Consider the following 25,010-nt stretch of genomic DNA (forward strand, 5'->3'; position numbering starts at 1 on the left):
GCCCTCAGCCCTCCTGGATCGCGACGCTGCGGGGCAGGGCGGCGATGCGGTCCCCGGCGCAGAGGATGACATCCACGCCGCGCGGGAAGCGCGCCCGGTTGGCGGCCCAATCCGCGAGGAAGCCGGACGGCGCGCCCTGGACCGACAGGCGGTGCGTGGACTGGATGCCCGGGCCGGCCAAGCGCCATCCCGAACCCTCCGCCAGCGCGGCGACGGGCAGGATCAGCGTGGCGCCACGCTCCGGCTCCTCCTCCGTCCCCGCGGCCAGGTCGAGCAGCCGCGCCGCGGGATCCAGCACGAAGGCCGCTTCCGCGACCGCGGCGGCGCGGGCGCCGGTGTGGAAGCGGATCCAGGCCTCGGCTTCCGGCCCTGCCGCCAGGCGGATCGGCGTATCGGCATCGGCCAGTGCCAGCAGCACGGCGGCGGCGGCAGGCTCGATCCCCGGCGGCAATTCCGGCGGCACCGGGACCTGCTGCACGCGGCCGGGGCGGCTCATCGCCTCCAGCACCGCGCGGAAGGTGGCCTGGGAATCGAGGACGGGGTCGGCGAAGCCCGCCAGGCTCGTCGCGCCGCTCATCGCATCTGGGTCATGGTGAAGAACTCGACCTTGGTGGCGGCGGCGCGACGCGCCGTTTCCGCCCGTCTTTCGGCCTGCGCGGCTTCCAGCGGCGCGATGACCAGCGCCTCCAGCCTTTCCCGCCAGGCGCCATCCTGCATCAGCGCGTCCAGCACGGCGGCGATCTCCGCCTGGCCGTGGTCACGCCCTGCCGTATGGGCATGGCCGATGGCACCGGACTCGACGCGGACCGTGCAGCGCGTCACCGTCATCTCGCCGAGGTTGAAGGGCGCGCCATCGCCGCCGGCGCGGCCGCGCACCATGACGAGACCCGTCTCAGGCCCCCGCAGGCGGCGATGGGCGGGGAGGGGTGGCGCATCGGCCAGGTGCCGCGCGATGTCGGCGGCGCTGGCCCGGGCCAGGACGGCCATCCAGCGCTGCCGCGCTGCCGTGTCGGCTGTGTCGGAAAGGGTCATGGTGCTTGCCAAATTCATCTAGACGACTAGTTATCCGGGCCGTTAAGGTCAAGTGAAACTGCCACGCCAAAGGCACCGGGAGGTTGAACGTTCCATGACAGATGGTGGCGATATCGGGGGCGGAGCCCGCAAGCTCGCGCGCGGAGAGGGCGTCGCGCTCTGGCGGCAGATCACCCAGCAGATGGAGCGTGAGATCAGCGGCGGCCAGTACGGGCCCGGCGCGCGCCTGCCGACGGAAGCCGAACTGGCCGAGCGCTTCGACGTGAACCGCCACACCGTGCGCCGTGCGATGGAGGAGCTGGAGGGCCGCGGCCTGGTCCGCATCGAGCAGGGCCGTGGCAGCTTCGTCGCGGAGGATGTGGTGGATTACCGCCTTGGCCCGCGCACGCGCTTCTCCGAGAACATCCGCCGCCAGAACCGCGAGCCGGGCGGGCGGATCCTGCGGGTGGAGGAGATGCCGGCCGAGGCGCAACTGGCCGATCTGCTCGGCATGCGGCGCGGCCGCCCGGTGGTGGTGGTGGAACGGCTGTCGCTGGTGGATGGACGCCCGCTGCTGATCGGCACGCACCATTTTCCCGCGTCCCGCTTCGGCCGGATTCCCGACCTGCTGAAGGAGAACCCCTCCATCACCGCGGCGCTGGTGGCCTGCGGGGTGCCGGATTATCGCCGCAAGGTCACGCGCATCACCGCCCGGCTGCCGACGGCGGAGGAATCGGAACTGCTGCAGCAATCCCGCAACCGCCCCGTGCTGGTCAGCGAGGCCGTGAACGTCGATCCGGCGGGCGAGGTGGTGGATGTCACAATCGCGCGCTACGCCGCCGGCCGCATGCAGATGGTGGTGGAAAGCTGAATGGACTGGGTGATCGGGGGCGGCACGGCCCTGCGGGACGGCACGCTGGCGGCGGGCGAGGTGGCGATGGCGGGCGGCGTCATCGCCGAGGCTGGCGGCACCGGCGGCCGGCGCTTCGATGCCACGGGGCTGCTGGTGATGCCCGGCCTCGTGGACATCCATGGCGATGCGCATGAACGCCAGATGCAGCCGCGGCCGGGCATCGGCTTTCCCGCCGCGCTCGGCATGCGCGACAGCGCGGCGCAGCTTCTGGCGGCCGGGATCACCACGGCCTGCCTCGGCGTGACCCTGTCCTGGGAGCCCGGCTTGCGAGGGATCGAGGCCTGGCGCGCGACGCTGGCGGCGGTGGAGGCGGTGCGTCCGGCTGCCGGCTGCGACCTGCGCATCCATTGCCGGTTCGAGGCCGACAACCTCGACGCGCTGGAGGAGCTGCTGGCCGACATGGCGGCGGGGCGCGTGCATCTGCTGGCCTTCAACGACCACACCCCGGGTATCGTGAAGCGGATTGCCGACCCCGCCAAGGCCGCCGCCTATGCGGCCCGCGCCGGTGTGCCGGCGGCGGACTTCATCGCGCTGGCGCAGCGTGCCGCCGCCATGCGCCCCGACGTGCCGGCCGCCCGCGCGCGCCTTGCGGAGGCCGCCCGCATGCACGGAATCCCCATGCTGAGCCACGACGATGCGACACCTGCCATGCGCGCCGAGTTCCGCGCGCTGGGTGCTGCCGTCTGCGAATTCCCGATGGGCGAGGATGTCGCGCAGGCCGCGCGCGCGGCCGGGGAGGCGGTGGTGATGGGCGCGCCCAACGTCGTGCGCGGCGGCAGCCATATGGGCTGGGCCTCCGCCGCGCCGCTGGCGGAACGCGGCCTCGTGACCGTGCTGGCCAGCGACTACTACTGGCCTGCGATGCTGGAAGCCGCCTTCGTCATGGAATCGCGCGGCGTGCTGGACCTGGCCTCGGCCTGGGCGCTGGTCTCCGCCAATCCCGCCGCGGCGGCGGGGCTCGCGGATCGCGGCCGCATCGCGCCGGGGCTGCGGGGCGATGTGGTGGTGGTGGATCCGGCGCGGCGCGCACCGGTCGCCACCTTCGCGGCGGGCCGGCTTGCCTGGCTGGCGCCTGGCGCGGCGGCGCGGATCGGCTGACCCGCGCCGGCCAGGTTCAACCGAACAGGTCGATATCGGCCGCCGAGAGGTGAGGCCGGTTGGCCAGGATCAGCAGATCGAGGCCATCGCCCGCCGCGCCCTCCGCCCACCAGGAGAGCAGGCCGGTGGCACGGTCATAGACCAACTGCGCGGCATCGCTCCGCGCCGCGGCGCCGAATGTCAGGGTCACGCCCGCCATGCCGGGTAATGCCTCGGCGAATTGCAGCCGGTCCTGGCCTGCGCGCATGTCGAGGAAGAGGTCGGGGCCGCCCGACAGGTCCAGGATCAGCGTGTCGGCGCCGCCGCCGCCCTCGATCACGTCCTGGCCGGCGCCTCCGCGGATCAGGTCATGGCCGCGATCGCCGGCCAGCGAATCGTCGCCACCGCCGCCCAGCAACGTATCGGCGCCGTCCCCGCCCGCCAGCGTGTCGTCGCCGGCCAGGCCGTGCAGCCAGTCCTGGCCGCGGCCACCCTCCAGCCAGTCATGCGGCGCGGCGCCGGCGGGCAGGTCGGCGGCTGACCCCGGGTCTTCGTCATCGCCGAACAGCGAATCGTCATGGTCGCCGCCGCGCAGCGTATCGGCCCCCCAACTGCCGAGCAGCGTGTCGGCACCGGCGCCGCCATCGAGGAGATTGCCCTCGTCACCCGCGACGCGCGCGATCTCGTCGCCGCCCCGGAGGCTGTCATCGCCGCTGCCGCCCAGCAGGGTATCCGCCCCGATCCCGGCGGCGATAGTGTCGGCCCCCGCCTCGCCCGACAGGCTGTCATGCCCGCCGGAGTCCAGGATCCGGTCATTCCCGCGGCCGCCCGATACCGTGTCGTCCCCGGCCTCCAGGGGGACCAGGCCGATATCCAGGGCGACGAGGTCCGACGCCAGGATGACGTCGTCGCCATCGCCGCCGGAGACAGAGTCGTTCCCCTGGCCCGCGAGGATCGTATCGGCCCCCCTGCCGCCCGACAGGGTGTCGGCATCGCCGCCCGCTGCGTCGACGCCGGCAAGGTCGCCATGGATCAGGTCGTCGCCATCGCCGCCATCGAGCAGATCGTCCCCGGCATTGCCGTACAGCGTGTCGGCGCCGGCCCCGCCCTGGATGGTGCCGCCCTGGTCGCCGAGGATCGCGACGTCGTCACCCGCGCCGCCGAGCAGCAGATCCGTCCCGAAGCCCTCGGCCGCCATGGCAGCGCCGGATGACAGGGAGGCGGCGATGAGCAGATCGTTGCCATGGCCGCCCGCCAGCGTGTCCCCGCCGCCGAGCCCGAGCAGGGTGTCGTCGCCGGCGTCACCCTCCAGCAGCGCATGGCCCGCGCCGGCGACGGCGATGGAATCGTTGCCCGCGCCGCCGCGCAGCCTGTCGTCGCCGTCCATCCCTTCCAGCGTGTCGTCGCCCGCATCGCCCGCCAGCGTGTCGGCAAGGAGGGAGCCACGCGCCCGGTCCGCCCCGCCGCCAAGCCGGACCCGGGCGGCAACATCGGCGTCGGACTCGAATGCGTCGTCGCCAGCGCCGAAGCGGAAGCCCTCGATCGAGATGAAGAGGTCGACGCCGCCGGCGCTGGTCGCCCCGCCCGTGGTCGCGAAGACCGGACCGTCATCCAGCACGACCCAGTCGATGCCGTCGCCGCCATCCAGCGTATCGGCGCCCGTGCCGCCCCGCAGCGTGTCGTTCCCGTTGAAGCCCTTCACCCAGTCATCCCCGGCGCCGCCGGAGAGGCTGTCATCCGGCCGCGCGCCCTGCGGCAGCAGCGTCTCCAGGACCACCGCCAGAGGGTCGCCGGAGAGGCGGTCATCGCCGTCGCCGCCTGTCAGCGTGTCCGCCCCCCAGTCGCCCACCAGGGTATCGGCGCCGCCGCCTCCGTCCAGCCGATCGCCCCTGAAGCCGCCAGGCGGCGGCAGGATGACCAGGCCGACCGGGTTATCGGGATCATCGGTGGTGACGAGGATCGCCGCGAAAGGCCCGCCGCCCTGGAGCGAATCCGCCCCCTCGCCACCGGTCAGCGTATCGGCGCCGGCGTTGCCGACCAGCGTATCGTCGCCGGTGCCGCCATCGATGCGGTCGTCGCCGTCGCCCTCGATGATCGCGTCATCGCCGGCACCGCCGCGGATCGTGTCGTGCCCGCTGCCGAAGGTCGTGTCCCGGACGTCGAGGACGGTGTCGGCGCCGTCGCCCGCATCGACGCGGTCGTCGCCGGCGCCGGGGATGACGGTGTCGGCGCCCGCGCCGCCCAGGATCGTGTCGTTGCCGCCCGGGCCACCCGGATTCACCGTGCCGTTGTCGGCGTCGATGAGGTCGTCGCCCGCCCCACCTTCCAGCCTGTCACCGGCGCTGCCCGCGATGATCGTGTCGTTGCCCGCATCGCCCTTGGCGATGACGCCGAGGAGGCTGCCCATGAGGACGTCGTCGCCATCCCCGCCTCGCATGGCGTCGTGTCCGCGCTGGCCCTCGAGCCCCAGTTCCGGCAGATCCGCCAGCAGCGTGGTGAGCGTGTCGTTCCCGCTGCCGCCGAGGAGCGTATCACCGCCATTCACCCCGATGAGCGAATCATCGCCGGTTCCGCCTTCCGCCCTGGCGGCGCCCCAGCCCGCGAAGATCGTGTCATCGCCGGCGCCGCCCCGGAGCAGGTCGTCGCCGGCAACGCCATGCAGGCTGTCGTCGCCATTCTCGCCCAGGATCGTGTCGGCGCCCTGTCCGCCCAGGGCCGAATCGTCGCCGGCGCCGAGCCGGACCAGGAAGGCCCCCGTCACGCCGAACAGGGAGAGCGAGTCGCCGGCGGCGCCGAAGCGGAAGGCCTCGATATCGAGGAACAGATCCCCCTCGGCCTCGCCGCTGAGGATCAGGCGCGGGATGTCGATGGTGGTCGCGGTGTTGCCGAACAGGACCAGGTCGAATCCCGGCCCGCCATCGAGCGTATCGGCGCCGGGCCCGCCCCAAAGCGTGTCGTCGCCCTCGAGCCCGAAGAGGCTGTCGGCGCCCCTGCTGCCATTGATGCGGTCATCAGCCTGCGAGCCAACCCTGCGCACCATCCGCAACAACCATGCCTTCGTGTGGAGCGCTCAAGACAAGGCGCCAGCCGGCACGGCGTCAACCCCGGGTTGGTGTGGCGGGGTCCAGGCCGATCCAGTCGGCGAGGTCGTCCATGGTGTCGATCAGCGCATCGGGGCGTGCCGCGGCCAGCGCTTCCGCCGTCGCATAGCCCCAGGTGACCGCGGCCACGCGGAGGCCCGCGCGACGCGCAGCCTCGATGTCGCGGATCTCGTCGCCGATCGCGGCGGCATCACGGGGCGCGACGGAGGCGCGCCGCAGCATGGTCCGGAACCGCGCGGCCTTGCCGAACAGCGAGGCGTCGCAGGACCAGTGCGTGATGGTGGCGGCGCTGGCGCCGAGGGCGCGCCGCGCAGTGGCCTCGGCGTTGGAGGTGACGAGGCCCAGCGTGACGCCGTGGGCGCGAAGCCGCGCCAGCAGGTCGGGCACGCCGGGAAACAGCGGCGGGGGCGGCGCCTGCGCAGCCAGCCGGCGGAGATGCAGCGCGATCATCGGCACCTGCCACGGTGGAACGCGCAGCGCGCGGAGGATGGCGCGCGTCGGCAGGCCGCGCAGCGCCTCCGCCTCCTCCGCGGTGATCCGGCGGAAGCCGAAGCGGCGCGCCGCATCGTCCAGCGCGAGCAGGAACCAGGGGCGCGAATCCACCAGCGTGCCGTCGAAATCGAGGATGAGGAGGCGGGGCGTGGCCGGCAGCCGATGCCAGCGGCGCGGCATCCTTGCCCCTTCCTGTGCGCCCCGTGTCATTTCGGTCATGTCAAAGCGTGTCGGCTATGCATCGACCGGATTGCGCATAGCGTTCGCGCGCGGCGCAATCCCGCGCCCCAGGAACGTCCCATGCTCCGTCGTGCCCTTTTCGCCCTTCCGCTGCTGGCCGTGAGCGCGCTGGCGCCCGCCCAGGCGCAGAACTGCGATACGCGCTTCAACTTCCACAACCGATCCAGCCGGACGGTGACGGAAATCTATTTCGACCGGTCCAGCAACCCGAACTGGACGCGGGACGAGCTGGGCGCGGATGTGCTGCCCGCCGGCCGCAGCCGCACCTTCCGCGCCGCCTATAGCGGCCTCTATGACTTCAAGGCGGTGCTGGAGACGGGGCAGAGCGTGGAACTGCGCCAGGTGGACATCTGCCGCATCACCGACGTGACGGTCACCGATCGGGGCATGTCCGCGCAGTAGCGATTTGGGGCGGCGCGGCCCGCAGCCGTGTCGCCCATGACTGCACGCGTGGGGATCCGCGCTCGCGCGTCGCAACCGGCGGTGATCGTCCAGTGAGGGGAATATGGCTCCGGCGGTTGGATTCGAACCAACGACCAACGGATTAACAGTCCGCTGCGCTACCGCTGCGCCACGCCGGATCAGCCAAGGCGGCGGGCTATAGCGAGCGCCCGACGCCGGGTAAAGACCCCCCGGACCAGAAAGCGTTCCGCGGAGGGATGGAAGCCACCCCAGGCTGAACGCCCCTGCCCCGGAAGGCAGGAAACCAAGGCCGCGGCCGGAATCGAACCGGCATATACGGATTTGCAGTCCGCTGCATCACCACTCTGCCACGCGGCCACAGGTGGTGGGCCCCATATCCGGCAGCGCGCGCCGATGGTCAAGCGCGATGGTCGAGCGCACTGCGCATCCTGTTAACCCAGTCATGCGAGGTAACCGCGTGTTGCGGCGCAGCGGCGCCGCTTGGCCGCCGCGCCGGCCCCCCGTATAACCGCGCCATGCAAGAGGCTGCGACGATGGAACTGGGTACCGCGCTCGATACGACGGAAGCAAGGCGCCGGATGGTCGATGGGCAGCTCCGCCCGAACAAGGTGACCGACCCGCGCGTGATCGCCGCGATGCTCGACCTGCCGCGCGAACGCTTCCTGCCCGCCGCCGCCGCGGCCCGCGCCTATGGCGACGGGATCATCCCGCTGCCGGGTGGCCGTGCGATGCTGACGCCCATGGTGACGGCGCGGCTGGTCCAGCTGCTGGGACTGCGTGACGGTGACCGCGTCCTCGTGGTGGGGGCCGGCACCGGCTACGTCGCCGCCGTCGCCGCCCATTGCGGCGCGCGCGTGACGGCGCTGGAGGAGGATGCAGGCCTGCAGGGCATCGCTGCCAAGGCGCTGGCGGGGCTCTTCCCGCCGGGCGCCATCACCGCCGTCAGCGGCAGCCTGCCGGAGGGCCATGCCGCCGGCGCGCCCTACGATGCCATCCTGATCGAGGGCGAAGTCCCCGCCATCCCCGCCGCGCTCAGCGCCCAGCTGGCCGAGGGTGGTCGCCTGGCCGCCATCCTGGCCGCCCGCGGCCCCGCCGCCGGGCCGCGCGCCGTGCTCGGCCGGAAGGCCGGCGGCAGCTTCGGCACGACGGATGCCTTCGACTGCGCCACGGTGCCGCTGCCCGCCTTCCAGCCGGCCCCTGGATTCGTGTTCTGACGTAACGATATCCGGCGCGTGGCCCCGATCCGCCGGAGGCGCGCCGCTTTGTCTTTGATCCCAGGACGGACCCGCTATGCTCGGCGGGATTCAGGAGCCGCCAGACCATGACGCTGTCCCGCCACGCGCTTGCCCTGACTGCCCTGATGTTGGCGCCCCCTGCGATCATCGCCAGCGCGCGGTCCGCGGAGGCGCAGAGCCTCCAGGAAGCGCTGGCGATGGCTTATGCCAACAACCCGACGCTGCAGGCGGCGCGTGCCCAGCTGCGGGCGGTGGACGAGAACGTGCCGCAGGCCCTGGCGGGCTGGCGGCCCACCGTGCAGATCCAGAGCAGCGTCGGCCAGACGACCAGCTCCGCCATCGGTTCCACGGAGCCGACGAACACCACGCGCACCGTCAGCCCGTGGCGGTCGCGCGACGTCGTCTCCAACCAGGCCTCCGTCACCCAGCCCATCTATCGCGGCGGCCGCACCACCGCGACCACGCGCCGGGCGGAGAACCAGGTGCTGGCGCAGCGCGCGCGGCTGCTCGCGACGGAACAGCAGGTGCTGCAGGACACGGTGAACGCCTATGTCGCCGTGATCCGGGACCAGGAGGAAGTGCGACTCAACATCAACAACGAACAGGTGTTGACCCGGCAGCTCCAGGCCACCAACGAACGCTTCCGCGTCGGCGAGATCACGCGCACGGACGTGGCGCAGGCGGAAAGCCGCCTGGCCGGCTCCCGCGCCTCCCGCGCCGATTCGGAAGGCCGCCTGCAGCAATCCCGTGCCACCTTCGCCCGCCTCGTCGGCCAGCCGCCGCAGCGCCTCGTTGCGCCGCAGCCGCTGCGGGTGCCGGTGGCCGATGCGCGCGAAGCCGGCGCCGTCGCCAGCCAGAACAATCCCAACGTCGTCGCTGCCCTGTTCGACGAGGCCGCGGCGCGCGACCTGGTCGATGTCAACTTCGCCTCCCTGCTGCCGCAGGTCAGCGTCACCGGCTCCACCTTCCGGAACGACAACTCCACCACGGATGGCGTCCGTCAGAACGGCACCCAGGTCACCGCCAACCTGACCGTCCCCCTCTACCAGGGCGGCGCGGAGCATGCGGCGGTGCGCCAGGCCAGGCAGAGCGCCCAGCAGGCCCGCCAGGTCGTGGAGGACCAGCGCCGCGCCGCGACGCAGCAGGCGACCCAGGCGTGGGAGACGCTGACGGCGGCCCGCGCCCAGGTGGACAGCGTGCGCGCCCAGATCCGCGCGGCCGAGATCGCGCTGGATGGCGTGCAGCGCGAAGCCGTGGTCGGCAGCCGCACGACGCTCGATGTGCTGAACGCCGAGCAGGAACTGCTGAACGCCCGCGTCAGCCTGGTGCGGGCGCTGGCCAATGTGATCACCGCCTCCCACAGCCTGGCCTCCTCCCTTGGCCGCCTGACGGCGCGGGACCTGAACCTGCCGGTGCAGATCTACGACATGGAGAGCTACTACCGGGAGGTCCGGAACCGCTGGGCCGGCTGGGGCGACTACTCCGCGGCGGGGCGCTGAACGCATGAGCGGCGCGGCAGGCAAGCCGGGTGGGCCCCAGGGGGGACCCCAGGGGGCCGACCCGGCGATGGATGATATCCTCGCCTCCATCCGGCGCATCCTGAACGAGGACGAGACGCCGGCCACGCCCTCCAGCGCGCCGCCCGCGGAGCCGCTTGAATTGACGGAGGCGATGCTGGTCGCGAGCCCGCCGCCGCCCGAGCCCGCGCCGCCGGCCGCGGAGCCGCCGCCGGCGCCGACGCATGTCTCCCTGCCGGCGGAGCCGGAGCCGGAGGGTCCGCCGCAGCCCCTGCCGGCCGCGGCCCCCGTCATCCCCGCCGATGGGCTCATCGCCCCGGCCGTGGCGGCCGCCACCACGGCGGCGCTTGGCCAGTTGCTGCGCAGCGTCGCGGCGGAACGCCAGGCGCCGGTCTATCGCGGCGGTCCGAGCATCGAGGATGTGGTGCGGGAGGAGCTTCGCCCGCTGCTGAAGGAATGGCTGGACCAGCACCTGCCGCCGCTGGTGGAACGCCTGGTGCGGGCCGAGATCGAGCGCGTGGTGGGCCGGGCGCTGCCCTGACGCCAACGGTCGCCTGCGGCGATTCGTTGGCTGGTTTTTCACGCCCTCAGTTGCCGGGCGGCCCCTCCGGGGCCTTGGCTGCGCGGCACCTGCCGCGGGCCGCGTTCGCGGCCTCGGCCCGCGTCGCCGGCCGCTCGATCGCGCCGTCGAGACTATTCCGGCCGGATGTTGTTCTCCCGGATCACCGTCGCCCAGGTCTCCGTCTGGCGGTCGATGAAGGCGCCGAATTCGGCGGGCGTGTTGCCCACGATCTCGACGCCCATCGGGCCGGTCAGGCGTTCGCGCACCTCCGGCACCTGCAGCGCCTTCACCAACGCATCGCGCATCCGCGTCACGATCTCCGCCGGCACGCGGATGGGCGCGAGCATGCCCCACCAGGCCAGCGCATCGATCCCCGGCACGCCCGCCTCCGCCACCGTCGGCAGGTCCGGGAAGAGGCTGGAGCGCCGCGCGCCGGTCTGCGCGAGGGGCCGGAGCGAGACGCCGACCTGGCCGCCGAGCCCGGCATGGGAGGCCACCGGCATGTCGAGTTCGCCCGCCGCGGCCGCCGCGCTCATCGGGCCGCCGCCGCGATACGGCACGTGGATCAGCTTGATCCCGGCCAGCTGCTGCAGCCGCGACATCGTCAGGTGCGACAGGCTGCCGACGCCAATCGAGCCATAGGTGAGGGTATCCGGCGCCGCCTTCGCGGCCTCGATCACCTGGCCGAGGTTCTGCCAGGGGCGCGCGCGATGCGTGGTGATGAGCATGGGCGCGGAGCCCACCAGCGTGACGGGCTGCAGATCCCGCTTCGGGTCGAAGCCGAGGTTCGGGATGAAGGACGGGTTCACCGCATGGCTGTCGAAGACCATGACGAAGGTCAGGCCATCCGGCTGCGCCCGCGCCGCGACCGCGGTACCGAGCGCGCCGGAGGCGCCGGGCCGGTTCTCGATGACGATGGACTGGCCGAGATCGGCGGCGATGCGTGGCTGCAGCAGCCGCGTGATGGTGTCCATGCTGCCGCCGGGCGGGAAGGGGACGATGATGCGGATGGGGCCGGAAGGCCAGGCCGGCTGCGCCAGGGATGGCGTCGCCAGCGTGGCCAGGCTGGCCAGCATCAGGCCGCGGCGTGTCGCGCGCATGGTGTCTCCTCCGGTCGATTGATGGCAGGATGCGGCGGGTGGCCGCATGCGGCAAGCGCCCGCCCTTGACGCGCGCGCGCCGGCGGGGAAGGGATGCCGCCATGCTCGACAAATCCTTCGACCCCGCCGCCGTGGAAGCCCGCCTCTACAAGGGGTGGGAGGAGAGCGGCGCCTTCGCCGCCAATCCGGCATCGCCGGCCAAGCCCTTCACCATCATGATCCCGCCGCCCAACGTCACGGGCAGCCTGCATATCGGCCATGCCCTGACCATGTCGGTGCAGGACATGCTGACGCGCTTCCGGCGGATGCAGGGGCGGGACGCGCTGTGGCAGCCGGGCACCGACCATGCCGGCATCGCGACGCAGATGGTGGTCGAACGGCTGCTCGGCAGCCAGGGGCTCGACCGGCGCACGATGGGGCGGGACGCCTTCCTCCAGCATGTCTGGGAATGGAAGGGCCAGTCCGGCGGCACCATCACGCGCCAGCTGCGCCGCCTGGGCGCCTCGCTCGACTGGCCGCGTGAGCGCTTCACCATGGATGAGGGCCTGTCGGAGGCGGTGCGGGAGGTCTTCGTGACCCTCTACCGCCAGGGCCTGCTCTACCGCGACCGTCGCCTGGTGAACTGGGACCCGGTGTTCCAGACCGCGATCTCCGACCTCGAGGTCGAGAGCCGGGAGGTGAAGGGGAATCTCTGGTACCTGAAATACCCCGTCGAGGGTCAGCCTGGCCGCTTCCTCATGGTCGCGACGACGCGGCCGGAGACGATGCTGGGCGACACCGCCATCGCCGTGCACCCGACGGACGAACGCTTCGCCGACCTGGTCGGGAAGAACGTCATCCTGCCGCTGACCGGTCGGCGCGTGCCGGTGGTGGCCGATGAATACTCCGACCCGGAGAAGGGCACGGGCGCCGTCAAGATCACCCCCGCGCATGACTTCAACGATTTCGAGGTCGGCAAGCGCCACGGCCTGGCGATGCTCTCCGTGCTCGATGCCGATGCGAAGGTGACGGTGGCGGAGATCGGCGCGGCGCTGACGACCGATGGCGGCGATCCCGACTTCGTCCGTTCGCTGGACGGGATGGAGCGCTTCGCGGCCCGCAAGGCGATCGTGGCGAAGCTGGAGGAACTCGGCTTCCTCGAGAAGATCGAGCCACACACCCACCAGGTCCCGCATGGCGACCGGTCCGGCGTGCCGATCGAGCCGCGGCTGACCATGCAGTGGTATGTGGATGCGAAGACGCTCGCCCAGCCCGCCATCAAGGCGGTGGAGACCGGGCAGACCGTCTTCGTGCCGCGGCAGTGGGAGAACACCTTCTTCGCCTGGATGCGCGACATCCAGCCCTGGTGCGTGTCCCGCCAGCTCTGGTGGGGACACCAGATTCCCGCCTGGTACGCGCCGGATGGGGAGGTCTTCGTCGCCAAGACGGAGGAGGAAGCCGCCGCGCTGGCCCGCGAGAAAATCGGTCGCGACGTGACGCTGGTGCGGGACGAGGACGTGCTGGACACCTGGTTCAGCAGCGCGCTCTGGCCCTTCTCCACGCTCGGCTGGCCGAACAAGACGGCGGAGCTGGCGAAATACTATCCCGGCGACGTGCTGGTGACGGGCTTCGACATCATCTTCTTCTGGGTCGCCCGCATGATGATGATGGGCATCCACTTCATGGGGGAGGTGCCCTTCCGGCACGTCTACATCCATGGCCTGGTCCGGGACGAGAAGGGCCAGAAGATGTCGAAGTCCAAGGGGAACGTGATGGACCCGCTGGAGCTGATCGACGCCTTCGGCGCCGACGCGCTCCGCTTCACCATCGCGAGCCTGACGGGCCCCGGCCGCGACGTGAAGCTCGGCCGCAAGCGTGTGGAAGATTTTCGTTCATTTGGCACCAAGCTGTGGAATGCGGCGCGCTTTCTCGAGATGAACGGGATCGCGGCGGACAAGGGCTTCGACCCGGCCACGGCAACCTTGCCGCTGGCGCGTTGGATCCTGGATGGCGCGAACCGCGCGGTGGCGGAGGCGACGGCGGCGCTGGAAGCCTACCGCTTCGATGAATACGCCAATGCCTGCTACCGCTTCGCCTGGGGCAGCTTCTGCGACTGGTTCCTCGAATTCGCCAAGCCCGTCCTGAATGGCAGCGACGAGGCCGCGAAGGCCGAGGTGAAGGGCGCGGGGCAGCATGTCTTCGGCACCCTGCTGAAGATGCTTCACCCCGCCATGCCCTACATCACGGAGGAGCTCTGGCATCTCTTCGGCTATGGCCCGGAATGCTCCCTGATCCGGGAGAGCTGGCCGGGCGCCGCCGAGGTGCGCGATGCCGAGGCGGCGCGGGAGGAGTTGGACTGGGTGGTCTCCTTCATCGGGGAGGTCCGCGCCGTGCGGTCGGAGATGAACGTGCCGCCCTCCGTCACCGTGCCGCTGCTGCTGTCGGGTGCCTCGGGCATCACGCTCTCCCGCGCCGATCGCTGGATCGACGTCATCCGCCGCATGGCCCGCGCGACCGAGGTGAAGGCGCTGGACGGCGCCGCGCCCAAGGGCGTCGCGCAGGTGGTGGTGGGGGAGGCGACGGTGATGCTGCCGCTGGCCGATGTCATCGACCTGGCCGCGGAGCGCACGCGCCTCGCCAAGGCCCGCGCCGCCGCGGAAGCGGATGCGAAGAAGATCTCGGCCAAGCTCGGCAACGCCGATTTCGTCGCCCGCGCGAAGGAGGAGGTGGTGGAGGAGAACCGGGAGCGCCTGGCGGCCGCGCAGGCGGAGATGGCGCGGCTCGATGCCGCCATGGCGCGGATCGCGGGGTAGGGGGATGGACGCCGGCACGCTGAAGCTGTTCGGCGCCATCATCCTGTTCAGCTTCCCCGTGCTGCTCGGCACGCCGCAGATCACGGGGCGGCGGATCGGCAAGCATGTGCTGAGCAAGGCGGAGGCGCAGGCGCTGATGGCGCTGGTCGGTCTCGCGCTCGGCGTCGGCTACCTGCTGGCGATGGGCTGACGCCTCAGTCTTCGAAGAGGCTCTCGACCTGGACGGTGATCCCGGGCGGGTCGAGGGTGAGGGGCCCGGCGCCGAGGATCGCGCTCTGCACCGCGCCGTTCTCGTCGCGCCGGTGATGCAGCACGACCAGCGCCTCCGGGTCGAGGATCAGGTAGTGGCGGATGGAAGGGACGCGGAAATAATCGCGGAACTTGCCAACGGTGTCCTCCCGATGGGTCGAGGGGGACAGGACCTCCACCACGATCACGGGCTGCGGCAGGAGCCGGCTGTCATTGTCCGGCACCGGCCCGCAATTCACCGAGGCATCGGGGATCCGGATGGTGTCGGAGCCCACCTGGATGCCGATGCCGTCGATAAAGGCGTCGCAACCGCTGCCCGCTGCACGTAAGGCGGATCGGAGAGCTAGGGTGGCTGCCATCTTGGTGCGGGCGTGCCGAATCAGGCCCGGCGCCATGGCCTCCACCACGACGCGGCCAGCGACCAGCTCATAGGTACCCTTCGGCTGCCGGTCGACCCACTCCATGAATTCGCGGATGGTCAGCAGCCCGGGCGGCATCTCCGGCCGTTCCGACATGCGCCGCATCCTACGCCACCATCCCCCCTTACCCGCAAGCGCGCCTTGTGGCAGGCAAGGCGAGGGATCGGGCGGCCCTGGCCGGGACAGGGAACGCGCCGACGGGAACAGGGAAGACCGCCAGAATGACCCAGTGGGACAAGTCCAGGCTGCCCAGCCGCCACACCACCGTGGGGCCGGAACGCGCGCCGCATCGCAGCTACTACTACGCCATGGGCCTGACGAAGGAGGAGATCGCCCAGCCCTTCGTCGGCGTCGCCACCTGCTGGAACGAGGCCGCGCCCTGCAACATCGCCCTCTCCCGCCAGGCGCAGTCGGTGAAGGTCGGCGTGAAGGAGGCAGGTGCCACGCCCCGCGAATTCACCACCATCACGGTGACCGACGGCATCGCCATGGGCCACCAATCCATGAAGTCGTCCCTCGCGTCGCGCGACATCATCGCGGACAGCGTGGAGCTGACCATGCGCGGCCATTGCTATGACGCGCTGGTGGGCCTCGGCGGCTGCGACAAGACGCTGCCCGGGCTGATGATGGCGATGGTGCGCCTCAACGTCCCCTCCGTCTTCATGTATGGCGGCTCCATCATGCCGGGCCGGCATCGCGGCCGCGATGTCACGGTGCTCGATGTGTTCGAGGCGGTCGGCCAGCACGCCGCCGGCAACATGTCGGACGAGGAGCTGCAGGAGCTGGAGGAGCACGCCTGCCCCGGCGCCGGCGCCTGCGGCGGCCAGTTCACGGCCAACACCATGGCCTGCATTTCCGAAGTCATCGGCCTGGCGCTGCCCGGCTCCGCCGGTGCCCCCGCGCCCGACCAGCGGCGGGACCATTGGGCCGTCGAATCCGGCAAGGCGGTGGTGGAGCTGATCCGTCGCAACCTGCGGCCGCGCGACATCGTCACGAAGGACGCGCTGTTCAACGCCGCCGCGATCGTCGGCGCGACAGGCGGGTCCACCAACTCGGCGCTGCACCTGCCCGCCATCGCGCATGAGGCCGGCATCAAGTTCGACATCCACGACGTGGCCGAGATCATGCGCGCCACGCCGCACATCGCCGACCTCAAGCCGGGCGGGAAGTATGTCGCGCTCGATGTCTTCAACGTCGGCGGCGTGCCCGTCATCATCAAGGCGCTGCTGGAAGGCGGCTACCTCCGCGGCGACGCCATCACCGTGACGGGCAAGTCGCTGGCGGAGAACCACCGGGAGGTGATCGTGCCGCGCGACCAGGATGTGGTGCGCCCGACCTCCGATCCCGTCTCCCCCATCGGCGGCGTCGTCTCGCTGAAGGGCACGCTGGCCCCCGAAGGCGCCATCGTGAAGATCGCGGGCATGAAGAACCTCCGCTTCGAGGGCACGGCGCTCTGCTTCGATTGCGAGGAGGATGCCTTCAAGGCCGTGGACATGCGCGCCTACAAGCCCGGCGACGTCATCATCATCCGCTACGAAGGCCCGAAGGGCGGGCCGGGCATGCGGGAGATGCTGTCCACCACCTCCGCCATCTATGGCCAGGGCATGGGCGACAAGGTGGCCCTCATCACCGATGGCCGCTTCAGCGGCGCCACCCGCGGCTTCTGCATCGGCCATGTGGGGCCGGAAGCGGCGGTCGGCGGCCCGATCGCGCTGCTGAAGAATGGCGACCCCATCGTCATCGATGCTGAGAAGGGGACGATCGACGTGATGATCCCCGAGGCGGAACTCGCCGCCCGCCGCGCTGCCTGGACGCCGCGGAAGACGGACTACACCAGCGGCGCGCTCTGGAAATACGCGCAGCTCGTCGGCCCCGCCTCCCAGGGTGCCGTGACGCATCCCGGCGCGGCCGGGGAGAGCCACGTCTACGCCGACCAGTAGGCGCTACAGCACGCCCATCCAGACGGGGCGGGACGCATCTCCGCCCTCGAACATCACCCAGACCGTCGCGCCGACCGCGGGCGCGGCGGTCTGGCGCGTCGCCGCCGGCGGGCGGCAGGGCAGGGCCCATTGGCTGGCCCCGCCGCTCACGGCCGGCACCTGGACCTGGAGCCGGCCCTGGCCCATCGGGTCACCGGTATTGACGACGCTGGCCCGGTACAGGCCGTGGAAGGCGGGCATGGCGCGGCTTCCTCCTGCGGCGACCCGCCACGATGCGGCCACGCGCCAGCCGCGCGGCCTCCCCGGGATCGCCATGGTCCGAGCCTAGGGAGGGAAGCCCGGTCGATCCAGGCCGCGCCACCAGGACGGCCCGCAAACATTCCGGCGCCTCGGGCGTTGGAAGGGCGTGCCGAGAGGAGCCCCCACGATAAAGACGCTTCGCCCCCTGCTGCTGCTGGCGGGCCTGGCCGGATTGCCGGGTTGCGTGGTCGCCGAGGTTCCGCCGCCCTATGCCTACCGGGCGCCGCCGCCGGCCTATTACGCGCCGCCCCCGCCGCCGGTCTACTACGCGCCGCGCCCCTATTATGGCCCGCGCGCCTACGGCTACCGGCCCTATCGCGGCTGGTGAGGCGCCTGCCATGAACCCGCCGTCATCGCCGTGACATCGCCCTGATCCCGCCCCGAGCCCGGCACGGGGCGGGCGTTTCATCATCAGGCGCGGCGGAATCGCCTTACAACCTTCATCCCCGCCGCCGGAGACCGGTCATGCAACGCCTTCGCGCGCTGCTTCTCGTCCTGCCCCTGGCCTTCGCCCCCGGCTGCGTCATCGCCGGCGACCTGACCCCGGTGCATGGGGGCGGCTACTATGGCGGCGGCTACGGCTATGCGCGGCCCTACTACGCGCCGCCGCCCCCGCCGCGGCCCTATTACCGCCCGCAGCCGGTCTATCGCCCCTACTACGCGCCGCCGCCCCGCCACTGGGGCCCGCCGCCGCGGCACCATCACCACCGCCGCGACTGGGATCGCCGCTGGTAGGTCAGTCGTCGATGTCGACGATGAGCGGCGTGTGGTCGGAGGGGCTTTCCTCCGCGCGGGGATCGACATCCACCACAGCCGCCGAAAGCCTCTCCGCCAACTCGGCGGAGAGGAGGGCGTGGTCGATGCGCAGCCCCGCATTGCGCTCGAAGGCGCTGCCATAGTCCCAGTAGGTATAGGTCCGCTCCCCCGGGTGCAGCGCGCGCAGCGCGTCGGTCAGGCCGAGATTCTCGAGCGCCCGCCAGGCCGCCCGCGTCTCCGGCCGGACCAGCGCATCGGTCGGCGGCAGGGCGCCCGGCGCCAGGTCCAGCGCGGTCGGGCAGACATTGAAGTCGCCCAGCACGGCGTAGGGGGTGAAGCTGTCCAGCCTCTCCCGCGCCAGCAGGCGCAGCCGCTCCATCCAGCGGAGCTTGTAGGCGTAGCCCTCGTCACCGCCGGAATTGCCATTGGGCAGGTAGATGCCGGCGAGGTTCATGCCCCGCGCCGAGACCTCGATGTAACGGGCCTGGCTGTCGGAGTCGTCGCCGGGCAGGGCCTCCGCCACCACCTCAAACTCAACACCCGGCTTCGCCAGGACCGCCACGCCGTTGCGGCCACCCTGCTGGCCCACGGCCTTCATGCGGTAGCCGGAGGCGCCGAGTTCCAGCGCCGGGAACTCCTCCGTCTTGCACTTCAGTTCCTGCAGGAACAGCAGGTCCGGCTGCTGCCGCGCCAGGAAGCGCAGGATATGCGGCGCCCGCTTGCGGACGGAGTTCACGTTGAAGCTGGCGAGGCGGATCATGCGCCGGACACTGCGCCGGCCTTGCGGCCGGATCAACCGGCTTGGCCGGGCTGCCGGGCTGTGTCGGCGGGCTCGGCCTTCGTTAACCCCACTCTGGCATGCTGGCCGCACACCCGGGCGGTGCTGCTGCGCCCGGCGGCGGGCAGCGCAGGAAGGATGACGTGATGGCGGTTGTGGTTCCCCCGGAATTGCTCAAGCGCTTCGCCGCCTTTGAGTTGACGGAGGCGGACCTTGCGCGGGTTTCAGCGCTGGAGGAGTTCGCGCAGCGGGACCTGCCGGGCGTCATCGCGGGGCTCGGCGCCAAGGTAGCCGCCTGGCCGGAGATCGCGGCCATCCTCGGCCATCCGGAAGTCCACGCCTTCCGCGTCAGCCACTGGCAGCGGGTGATCTGCGGCCGGCTGGACGAGGGCTTCCTCGCATCCGCGCGGACGCTCGGTTCCATGCTCCACCGGCACGGGCTGCCGATCTTCGGCGTGGCACTCTGCGCCGTGACCGTGATCAACGGGGTGATGGCCGCGCTCAAGCTGGACGCGGGCGGGGGGCTGCTGTCCCGCTCGCGGGATGCCGAGCGGCTGGCACTCGCCCGATCCCTGTCGCGCCTCAGCTGGCTGCATTGCGAATTGCTGCTCGAGACCTTCACGACCGGCGAGGCCGAGTCGCGCGCCAGTTCGATGCGCGCCATGGCGACGCGGGTGGAGGCCGAGAGCGACAAGGCGGTCAGCGAAATCTCCGCCGGCATGGATGTGATGGCGGGGGAGGCGACCGAGATGGCGCGGTCCGCCGCCCAGGTTGCCGCCGACAGCGCAGCGGTACGGGACGCGGCGCAGCAGGCGCAGGTGAATGTCCAGGCGGTGGCCGAGGCGACCGACCAGCTCGGCCTCTCCATCAGGGAGATCGCGCAGCAGGTGGATGGCGCCACGCGCGCCACCCGGCTCGCCGCCACCCATGGGGAGGAAGGCCGGACCCGGATCGCGACCCTGGCTGCGGAGGTCGAGCGCATCGGCGGCATCGCGCGCCTGATCGCGGACATCGCGGCGCAGACGAACCTGCTGGCGCTCAACGCCACGATCGAGGCGGCGCGCGCCGGCGAGGCCGGCAAGGGCTTTGCCGTGGTGGCCGGGGAGGTGAAGAGCCTCGCTGCCCAGACGGCGAAGGCGACGGAGGAGATCAGCCGGCAGGTGCAGGAAGTCTCCGCTGCCACCGGCCATGCCGTCGCCGCGGTGCGGGAGATGGCGGATGCGGTGTCCGGCATCGACCAGGCCGCTGCCGCGATTGCCGCGGCCATGGAGGAACAGAGCGCCGCGACGCAGGAAATCGCTCGTGCGGTCGGCGCGGCGTCCGAGGCGACGGAGGCGGTGGGTGGCCGGATCGCCGTTGTCGCCGGGTTGACGACCGATACGGGCCACCGGGCCGGCCGGGTCCAGGACGGGGCCGAGCAGGCGCGCGCGTCGCTCGATGTGCTGCGGCAGATGCTGACCCGGGTGGTACGGGAATCGGCGCCCGAGGTTGATCGGCGGGAGCATCCGCGCGTCGCGGGCAGCGTGCCGGCGCGGCTCGAATCGCCGCTCCTGGCGGCGCCCGCCGCCGTCACGCTCCGCGACCTGTCGCTGGGCGGCGCGGCGCTGGTGGAGGCCCTGCCAGCGCTGCGCCAGGGCAGCCGTGCCACGCTTCACCTGCTGGAGGTGGAGCCCGGGCTGGCGCTGGCGGTGGAGGTCGTGGGCACGTCACCGGGCCTGCGCCTCGGCTTCGGGACGGTCGATCCGGCGCAGGAGCGGCGGCTGCAGGCCGCGATCGGCTTGTTGGGGCGAAGGCTGGCCGCCTGAGCGGCCGGTCAGCCCACGCTGAAGCTGGTCCCGCAGCCGCAGGCGGAGACGGCCTGGGGGTTCTTCACGGCGAAATGGGCGCCGATCAGCGCCTCCGTCCAATCCAGCTCAGCGCCTGCCAGCAGGTCGAGGCTGACGGGATCGACGAAGACGCGCGCCCCCGCCTGTTCGACCACCAGGTCATCGGCGGCCGGCGCATCCTCCAGCCCGAACTTGTACTGGAAGCCGGAGCAGCCGCCCGCATCCACCGCCAGGCGCAGCCCGGCACCCGGCCGGCCTTCCCGCGCCGCGATCTCCGCCACCTGGGCGGCGGCGCGGGGTGTCACGCGGAAGCCAGTGCTGACATTCGTATCCATGGGGCCCGGTACTCCTTGGCTGACAAGATAGGATGGTCCCGCCGCGGTTTCCACGCCCGCGGCGATGTTGCCCCTTCGGCGCGGCCGGTGCTACGGCCTGTCGGATGGACCCGACGCGGCTTCCGGACGGCCTGGCCCCTTGGGCGGTCAGGGCCAGTGATTCGCGCGGCCGGCTGCATGCCGAGCCCGCCGGCGGCGCACGCTCGCCCTTCCAGCGCGACCGCGACCGCATCATCCACGCCACCGCCTTCCGCCGCCTGCAGTACAAGACCCAGGTCTTCGTCTATCACGAGGGCGACCATTTCCGGACGCGGCTGACGCACAGCCTGGAGGTGGCGCAGATCGCCCGCTCCGTCGCCCGGGAACTGGCGCTGGAGGAAGACCTGGCGGAGGCGCTGGCGCTGGCCCATGACCTCGGCCACCCCCCCTTCGGCCATGCCGGGGAGGATGCGCTGGATGCCGCGATGAAGCCGCATGGCGGCTTTGACCACAACGCGCAGTCCCTCAAGGCCGTCACGCTGCTGGAAACCCGCTATGCCGGCTTCGACGGGCTGAACCTGACCTGGGAGACGCTGGAAGGGCTGGCCAAGCACAACGGCCCGCTGCGGCGGCCTTCCCCCTACATCGTCGAATATGACCGCCTGCACCCGCTGGACCTGACCACCCATGCGAGTGCCGAGGCGCAGGTGGCCGCGCTGGCGGATGACATCGCCTACAACAACCATGACCTCGATGATGGCGTGAAGGCCGGGCTCTTCACGCTGGAGGAGGCGGCGACGCTGCCGCTGGTGAAGACCGCCTTCGAGGAAGCGAAGCGCCAGCACCCGACGCTGCCCAAGGATCGCGCGACCAGCGAGGTGGTTCGCCGCGTGATCAACGCCATGGTGAACGACGTGGTGGCGGAGACGCGCCGCCGCATCGCGGCCCTGCAGCCGAAGACGGCGGCCGACATCCGGGCGCATGACCGGCCGGTGGTCGCCTTCTCCGACGCCATGCTGGAAGCGAACAACGACCTCCGCGCCTTCCTCTTCCAGCGCATGTACCGCCACTGGCGCGTCAACCGCACCACGCAGAAATGCAAGCGGGCGCTGCAGGTGCTGTTCAGCCTGCTGCATGGCGAACCCCGCCTGCTGCCGCCCTGGTGGCAGCAGAAGGCCGGCGAGCCCGGCAGCCAGGCCGCCGCGCGCGCGGTGTGCGACTACCTCGCGGGGATGACGGACCGCTATGCGCTCGAGGAGCACAAGCGGCTGACGGACCCGACCATTCCCGGCTGAACCAAGCCCGAGCCTGACCGAAAGCGTATCGATGACCCCGACCCACGACCTCTTCGCCGCCATGCGCGCCCATGTGGTGGAGGCGCTGTCGGCGCTGCTGCCCGAATTGCCGCCGGAGAATTTCGCCCGCGTGCTGGTGGAGCCGCCGCGCGACGCGGCGCATGGCGACATGGCGACCAATGCCGCGATGGTCGTCGCCAAGGCCGCGAAGGTGCCGCCGCCGAAGCTGGCCGCGAGCCTCTGCGAGAAGCTGGCGGCGCTGCCGGTCGTCGTCTCCGCGACGCCGGCTGGCCCTGGCTTCGTGAACATCAAGCTGACCGAGGATTTCACCCGTTCCGTCGTCCCGGCCGTGCTGGCCGCCGGCCCGGCCTATGGCGATGGGCCGAAGCGGGAAGGGGGGCCGGTCAATGTCGAATACGTCTCCGCCAACCCGACCGGGCCCATGCATGTCGGCCATTGCCGCGGCGCCGTCGTCGGCGATGCGCTGGCGCTGCTGCTGCGCAAGGCGGGCTTCGACGTCACGCGGGAATACTACGTCAACGATGCCGGCGCGCAGGTGCTGGCGCTCGCCTATGCCGCCTATTGGCGATACCTCCAGGCGCTGGGCACGACGATGACGGAGGAGGACTACGCCGCCGCCACGCCATCCGGCCTGCAATACCGCGGCGACTATTTGGTCCCCGTCGGTGTCGCGCTGCGCCAGATCTTCAAGGACACGCTGTCGGGTCCTGGCGCGACCCCGGCCGATCCCTCGCTGTGGCTCGACACCGTACGCGACTTCACGGTGGAGGCGATGATGTCCGCCATCCGCGACGACCTCGCCGCCCTCGGCGTGCAGCACGACGTCTTCATCAGTGAGCGGCAGGTCGTGGCCGAGGGCTGGCTGGAGAAGGCGGAGGCCGCGCTGACCGCCAAGGAGCTGATCTATACCGGCGTGCTGGAGCCGCCGAAGGGCAAGACGCCGGATGACTGGGAGCCGCGGCCGCAGGTGCTGTTCCGCGCGACCCAGTTCGGCGACGACGTCGATCGCCCGCTGCGGAAGTCGGACGGCTCCGGCACCTATTTCGCCAATGACGTCGCCAACCACCTGGCCAAGATCGAGCGCGGCTTCCCGCAGCTGGTGCAGGTCTGGGGCGCCGACCATGGCGGCTATGTGAAGCGCATGCAGGCCGCGGTCGCGGCGCTGTCGGACCGCAAGGTCTCGCTCGACGTCGTACTGACGCAGATCGTCCACGTCATGAAGAATGGCGAGCCGGTGCGCATGTCGAAGCGCGCCGGCACCTACATCACGCTGCGCGACCTGATCGATGAGGTCGGCAAGGACGCCGTCCGCTTCACCATGCTGACGCGCAAGGCCGACGCGCAGATGGAATTCGACCTGGACAAGGTCGTGGAGCAGAGCCGGGACAACCCCGTCTTCTACGTCCAGTACGCCCATGCCCGCTGCCGGTCCGTGCTGCGCCAGGCCGGCGACCCGGCGCTGGCCGGGCTGGCGGAGGCGCCGCTGACCGCGCTCACGGACCCCGCCGAACTCGCCCTGATCCGCCGCATGGCCGGCTGGCCGCGGACGGTGGAGGCCGCTGCCGCGGCGCGGGAACCTCACCGAATCGCGTTCTTTCTCCAAGACTTGGCCAGCGATTTTCATGTATTGTGGAACAGGGGGCGTGACGATTCCACGTTGCGCTTCATCCGGGCGGAGGAGCCGGAGGCGACACGGGCGCGGTTGGCGCTGGTGGCGGCCACGGCGACCATCCTCCGCTCCGGCCTCGCGGTCATGGGGGTGGAACCCGTCGAGGAGATGCGATGAGCGACGCGATGGTGCCTTCCTATCGCCTGCACCGGCCGGCCTCGACCGTGCCATGGCGCATGATCGCCATGGCGGGGGGCGTGCTGGCCTTCGTCGCCGCCGGCGCGGCGGGGTGGTGGGCGATCCAGCGTATCGGCACCCGCAGCGTGCCGCTGGTGGAGGCTGATCCCCGGCCCTTCAAGGTCCGGCCCAGCGATCCCGGCGGCCTTCGCGTTCCCAACCAGTCCGAACTCGTGCTCGAACGGCCCGGCCAGCGCGCCCAGGGCAACGCCGCAACCGCCCGTGCGCCAGGCCTGGCGCCGGAGGCCGAGGCGCCGAATATCGGCGGGCTCCGCGCTGCCGTGGCGCCGCCGCCCGTGATCGCCCCCGCGCCGACCTGGCCGCCGCAGCCCGCGCCGCGACCGGGGCAGGTGGTGCCGGGGCAGACCGCCCCGGGTGTGGCTGCGCCGGCAACCCCTGCGCCCGCCGCGACGCCGCCCGCCAATGGCAATGCCCCCGCCGCCCAGCCCGCCACGCCGCAGGTTGCCGCGCGCCAGGCCGCGCCGCCGGCCGCGACACCGCCCGCCGCGGCTCCAGCCGCTACCGCCGTGACGCCGCCCGCGCGGCCGGCCGGTTCCGGCCGCGTCCAGGTGCAGATCGCCGCCCTGACCAGCGAGGACAGCGCCCGCGCCGAATGGGACCGCGTCGCCCGCCGTGCGCCCGAGCTCTTCCAGGGCCGCAGCCCCGCCGTGACGCGCCTCGACCGCGACGGCCAGGCACCGCTCTTCCGCCTCCGCACCGGCGGCTTCGCCGACCAGGATGCGGCGCGCGAGTTCTGCGAACAGGTCCGCGCCCGCGGCGCCACCTGCATCCCCGTGCGCTGA

24 protein-coding genes and 2 tRNA genes are annotated in these 25,010 nt (G+C 71.7%); 15 read left to right on the top strand and 11 right to left on the bottom strand.

Annotated elements, in window-relative coordinates; all coding sequences use genetic code 11:
• Positions 1–4 precede the first annotated feature (4 nt).
• Positions 5–577, bottom strand: a complete 573-nt coding sequence (gene phnH / locus G3576_RS18275; protein WP_164695873.1) for a phosphonate C-P lyase system protein PhnH — start codon at positions 575–577, stop codon at positions 5–7.
• Complete coding sequence (gene phnG / locus G3576_RS18280; protein ID WP_164695874.1) at positions 574–1,032, bottom strand: phosphonate C-P lyase system protein PhnG; 459 nt, start codon at positions 1,030–1,032, stop codon at positions 574–576. The genes phnH and phnG overlap by 4 nt, the downstream gene beginning before the upstream one ends.
• A 94-nt stretch (positions 1,033–1,126) precedes the next feature.
• Between phnG and phnF the strand changes: the two genes are divergently transcribed.
• Positions 1,127–1,882 carry a phosphonate metabolism transcriptional regulator PhnF gene (gene phnF / locus G3576_RS18285; RefSeq protein WP_164695875.1) on the top strand — a complete coding sequence of 252 codons (756 nt, stop codon included), beginning with the start codon at positions 1,127–1,129 and terminating at the stop codon, positions 1,880–1,882.
• On the top strand, positions 1,883–3,022 hold the full coding sequence (locus tag G3576_RS18290) for an alpha-D-ribose 1-methylphosphonate 5-triphosphate diphosphatase (RefSeq protein ID WP_164695876.1): 1,140 nt from the start codon (positions 1,883–1,885) through the stop codon (positions 3,020–3,022). It abuts the gene before it with no gap.
• A 16-nt stretch (positions 3,023–3,038) separates the two neighbouring features.
• On the opposite strand, the gene G3576_RS18295 is transcribed toward G3576_RS18290, so the two are convergent.
• The gene (locus G3576_RS18295) at positions 3,039–6,041 is read right to left on the bottom strand and encodes a calcium-binding protein (RefSeq protein WP_164695877.1); all 3,003 of its coding nucleotides are present in this window, start codon (positions 6,039–6,041) and stop codon (positions 3,039–3,041) included.
• Between the two features lie 58 nt (positions 6,042–6,099).
• A complete protein-coding gene (locus tag G3576_RS18300; protein ID WP_164695878.1) occupies positions 6,100–6,774 on the bottom strand; it encodes an HAD hydrolase-like protein in 675 nt (224 codons plus the stop codon).
• Between the two features lie 120 nt (positions 6,775–6,894).
• Here G3576_RS18300 and G3576_RS18305 point away from each other — a divergent pair, with 120 nt between their 5' ends.
• Positions 6,895–7,236, top strand: a complete 342-nt coding sequence (locus G3576_RS18305; protein ID WP_164695879.1) for a hypothetical protein — start codon at positions 6,895–6,897, stop codon at positions 7,234–7,236.
• A 104-nt stretch (positions 7,237–7,340) separates the two neighbouring features.
• Here the strand turns inward: G3576_RS18305 and G3576_RS18310 are convergent.
• Positions 7,341–7,415 (bottom strand) — tRNA-Asn (locus G3576_RS18310).
• A 128-nt stretch (positions 7,416–7,543) separates the two neighbouring features.
• Positions 7,544–7,614: transfer RNA gene (locus G3576_RS18315), tRNA-Cys, on the bottom strand.
• A gap of 176 nt (positions 7,615–7,790) precedes the next feature.
• Here G3576_RS18315 and G3576_RS18320 point away from each other — a divergent pair.
• The 3 genes from G3576_RS18320 (at position 7,791) to G3576_RS18330 (ending at position 10,550) form a co-directional block, all read left to right on the top strand.
• Complete coding sequence (locus G3576_RS18320) at positions 7,791–8,471, top strand: protein-L-isoaspartate O-methyltransferase family protein (RefSeq protein WP_164695880.1); 681 nt, start codon at positions 7,791–7,793, stop codon at positions 8,469–8,471.
• A 107-nt stretch (positions 8,472–8,578) separates the two neighbouring features.
• Positions 8,579–9,991 carry a TolC family outer membrane protein gene (locus tag G3576_RS18325; RefSeq protein ID WP_164695881.1) on the top strand — a complete coding sequence of 471 codons (1,413 nt, stop codon included), beginning with the start codon at positions 8,579–8,581 and terminating at the stop codon, positions 9,989–9,991.
• 67 nt (positions 9,992–10,058) lie between these two features.
• On the top strand, positions 10,059–10,550 hold the full coding sequence (locus tag G3576_RS18330; protein WP_235952181.1) for a DUF2497 domain-containing protein: 492 nt from the start codon (positions 10,059–10,061) through the stop codon (positions 10,548–10,550).
• 152 nt (positions 10,551–10,702) lie between these two features.
• Here G3576_RS18330 and G3576_RS18335 read toward each other — a convergent pair whose 3' ends face one another.
• Positions 10,703–11,671: a Bug family tripartite tricarboxylate transporter substrate binding protein gene (locus G3576_RS18335; RefSeq protein ID WP_164695883.1), complete on the bottom strand. Its 969-nt coding sequence runs from the start codon at positions 11,669–11,671 to the stop codon at positions 10,703–10,705.
• 101 nt (positions 11,672–11,772) lie between these two features.
• Between G3576_RS18335 and G3576_RS18340 the strand changes: the two genes are divergently transcribed.
• Together G3576_RS18340 and G3576_RS18345 are read left to right on the top strand one after the other, a co-directional pair.
• Positions 11,773–14,463, top strand: a complete 2,691-nt coding sequence (locus tag G3576_RS18340; RefSeq protein WP_164695884.1) for a valine--tRNA ligase — start codon at positions 11,773–11,775, stop codon at positions 14,461–14,463.
• A gap of 4 nt (positions 14,464–14,467) precedes the next feature.
• Positions 14,468–14,653, top strand: coding sequence for a hypothetical protein (locus G3576_RS18345; RefSeq protein WP_164695885.1), 186 nt, complete (start codon positions 14,468–14,470; stop codon positions 14,651–14,653).
• 4 nt (positions 14,654–14,657) lie between these two features.
• On the opposite strand, the gene G3576_RS18350 is transcribed toward G3576_RS18345, so the two are convergent.
• Positions 14,658–15,227, bottom strand: a complete 570-nt coding sequence (locus tag G3576_RS18350) for a Uma2 family endonuclease (protein WP_164695886.1) — start codon at positions 15,225–15,227, stop codon at positions 14,658–14,660.
• 125 nt (positions 15,228–15,352) lie between these two features.
• On the opposite strand from G3576_RS18350, the gene ilvD reads away from it, so the two are divergent.
• Complete coding sequence (gene ilvD / locus G3576_RS18355) at positions 15,353–17,071, top strand: dihydroxy-acid dehydratase (protein WP_164695887.1); 1,719 nt, start codon at positions 15,353–15,355, stop codon at positions 17,069–17,071.
• Positions 17,072–17,074: 3 nt separating this feature from the next.
• On the opposite strand, the gene G3576_RS18360 is transcribed toward ilvD, so the two are convergent.
• Complete coding sequence (locus tag G3576_RS18360) at positions 17,075–17,311, bottom strand: phage baseplate assembly protein V (RefSeq protein ID WP_164695888.1); 237 nt, start codon at positions 17,309–17,311, stop codon at positions 17,075–17,077.
• Between the two features lie 244 nt (positions 17,312–17,555).
• Between G3576_RS18360 and G3576_RS18365 the strand changes: the two genes are divergently transcribed.
• Both G3576_RS18365 and G3576_RS18370 read left to right on the top strand, forming a co-directional pair.
• Positions 17,556–17,699: a hypothetical protein gene (locus tag G3576_RS18365; RefSeq protein ID WP_164695711.1), complete on the top strand. Its 144-nt coding sequence runs from the start codon at positions 17,556–17,558 to the stop codon at positions 17,697–17,699.
• A gap of 137 nt (positions 17,700–17,836) precedes the next feature.
• Positions 17,837–18,106 (top strand): hypothetical protein, encoded by a 270-nt coding sequence (locus G3576_RS18370; protein ID WP_164695712.1) that lies wholly within the window; start codon positions 17,837–17,839, stop codon positions 18,104–18,106.
• Between the two features lies 1 nt (position 18,107).
• Here G3576_RS18370 and xth read toward each other — a convergent pair whose 3' ends face one another.
• Complete coding sequence (gene xth, locus G3576_RS18375) at positions 18,108–18,884, bottom strand: exodeoxyribonuclease III (protein ID WP_164695984.1); 777 nt, start codon at positions 18,882–18,884, stop codon at positions 18,108–18,110.
• A 167-nt stretch (positions 18,885–19,051) separates the two neighbouring features.
• On the opposite strand from xth, the gene G3576_RS18380 reads away from it, so the two are divergent.
• Complete coding sequence (locus G3576_RS18380) at positions 19,052–20,710, top strand: methyl-accepting chemotaxis protein (RefSeq protein WP_164695889.1); 1,659 nt, start codon at positions 19,052–19,054, stop codon at positions 20,708–20,710.
• An 8-nt stretch (positions 20,711–20,718) separates the two neighbouring features.
• Here G3576_RS18380 and G3576_RS18385 read toward each other — a convergent pair whose 3' ends face one another.
• Positions 20,719–21,066 carry a HesB/IscA family protein gene (locus tag G3576_RS18385; protein WP_164695890.1) on the bottom strand — a complete coding sequence of 116 codons (348 nt, stop codon included), beginning with the start codon at positions 21,064–21,066 and terminating at the stop codon, positions 20,719–20,721.
• A gap of 104 nt (positions 21,067–21,170) precedes the next feature.
• On the opposite strand from G3576_RS18385, the gene G3576_RS18390 reads away from it, so the two are divergent.
• Genes G3576_RS18390 through G3576_RS18400 form a run of 3 tightly spaced genes read left to right on the top strand, consistent with a single transcriptional unit; the run spans position 21,171 to position 25,010 of the window.
• The gene (locus G3576_RS18390) at positions 21,171–22,340 is read left to right on the top strand and encodes a deoxyguanosinetriphosphate triphosphohydrolase (RefSeq protein ID WP_164695891.1); all 1,170 of its coding nucleotides are present in this window, start codon (positions 21,171–21,173) and stop codon (positions 22,338–22,340) included.
• A gap of 31 nt (positions 22,341–22,371) precedes the next feature.
• Positions 22,372–24,147, top strand: a complete 1,776-nt coding sequence (argS, locus tag G3576_RS18395; RefSeq protein ID WP_164695892.1) for an arginine--tRNA ligase — start codon at positions 22,372–22,374, stop codon at positions 24,145–24,147.
• Positions 24,144–25,010 carry an SPOR domain-containing protein gene (locus G3576_RS18400; RefSeq protein WP_164695893.1) on the top strand — a complete coding sequence of 289 codons (867 nt, stop codon included), beginning with the start codon at positions 24,144–24,146 and terminating at the stop codon, positions 25,008–25,010. Before argS ends, G3576_RS18400 begins: the two co-directional genes overlap by 4 nt.

Source organism: Falsiroseomonas algicola (genome assembly GCF_011040385.1).
GTDB lineage: Bacteria > Pseudomonadota > Alphaproteobacteria > Acetobacterales > Acetobacteraceae > Falsiroseomonas > Falsiroseomonas algicola.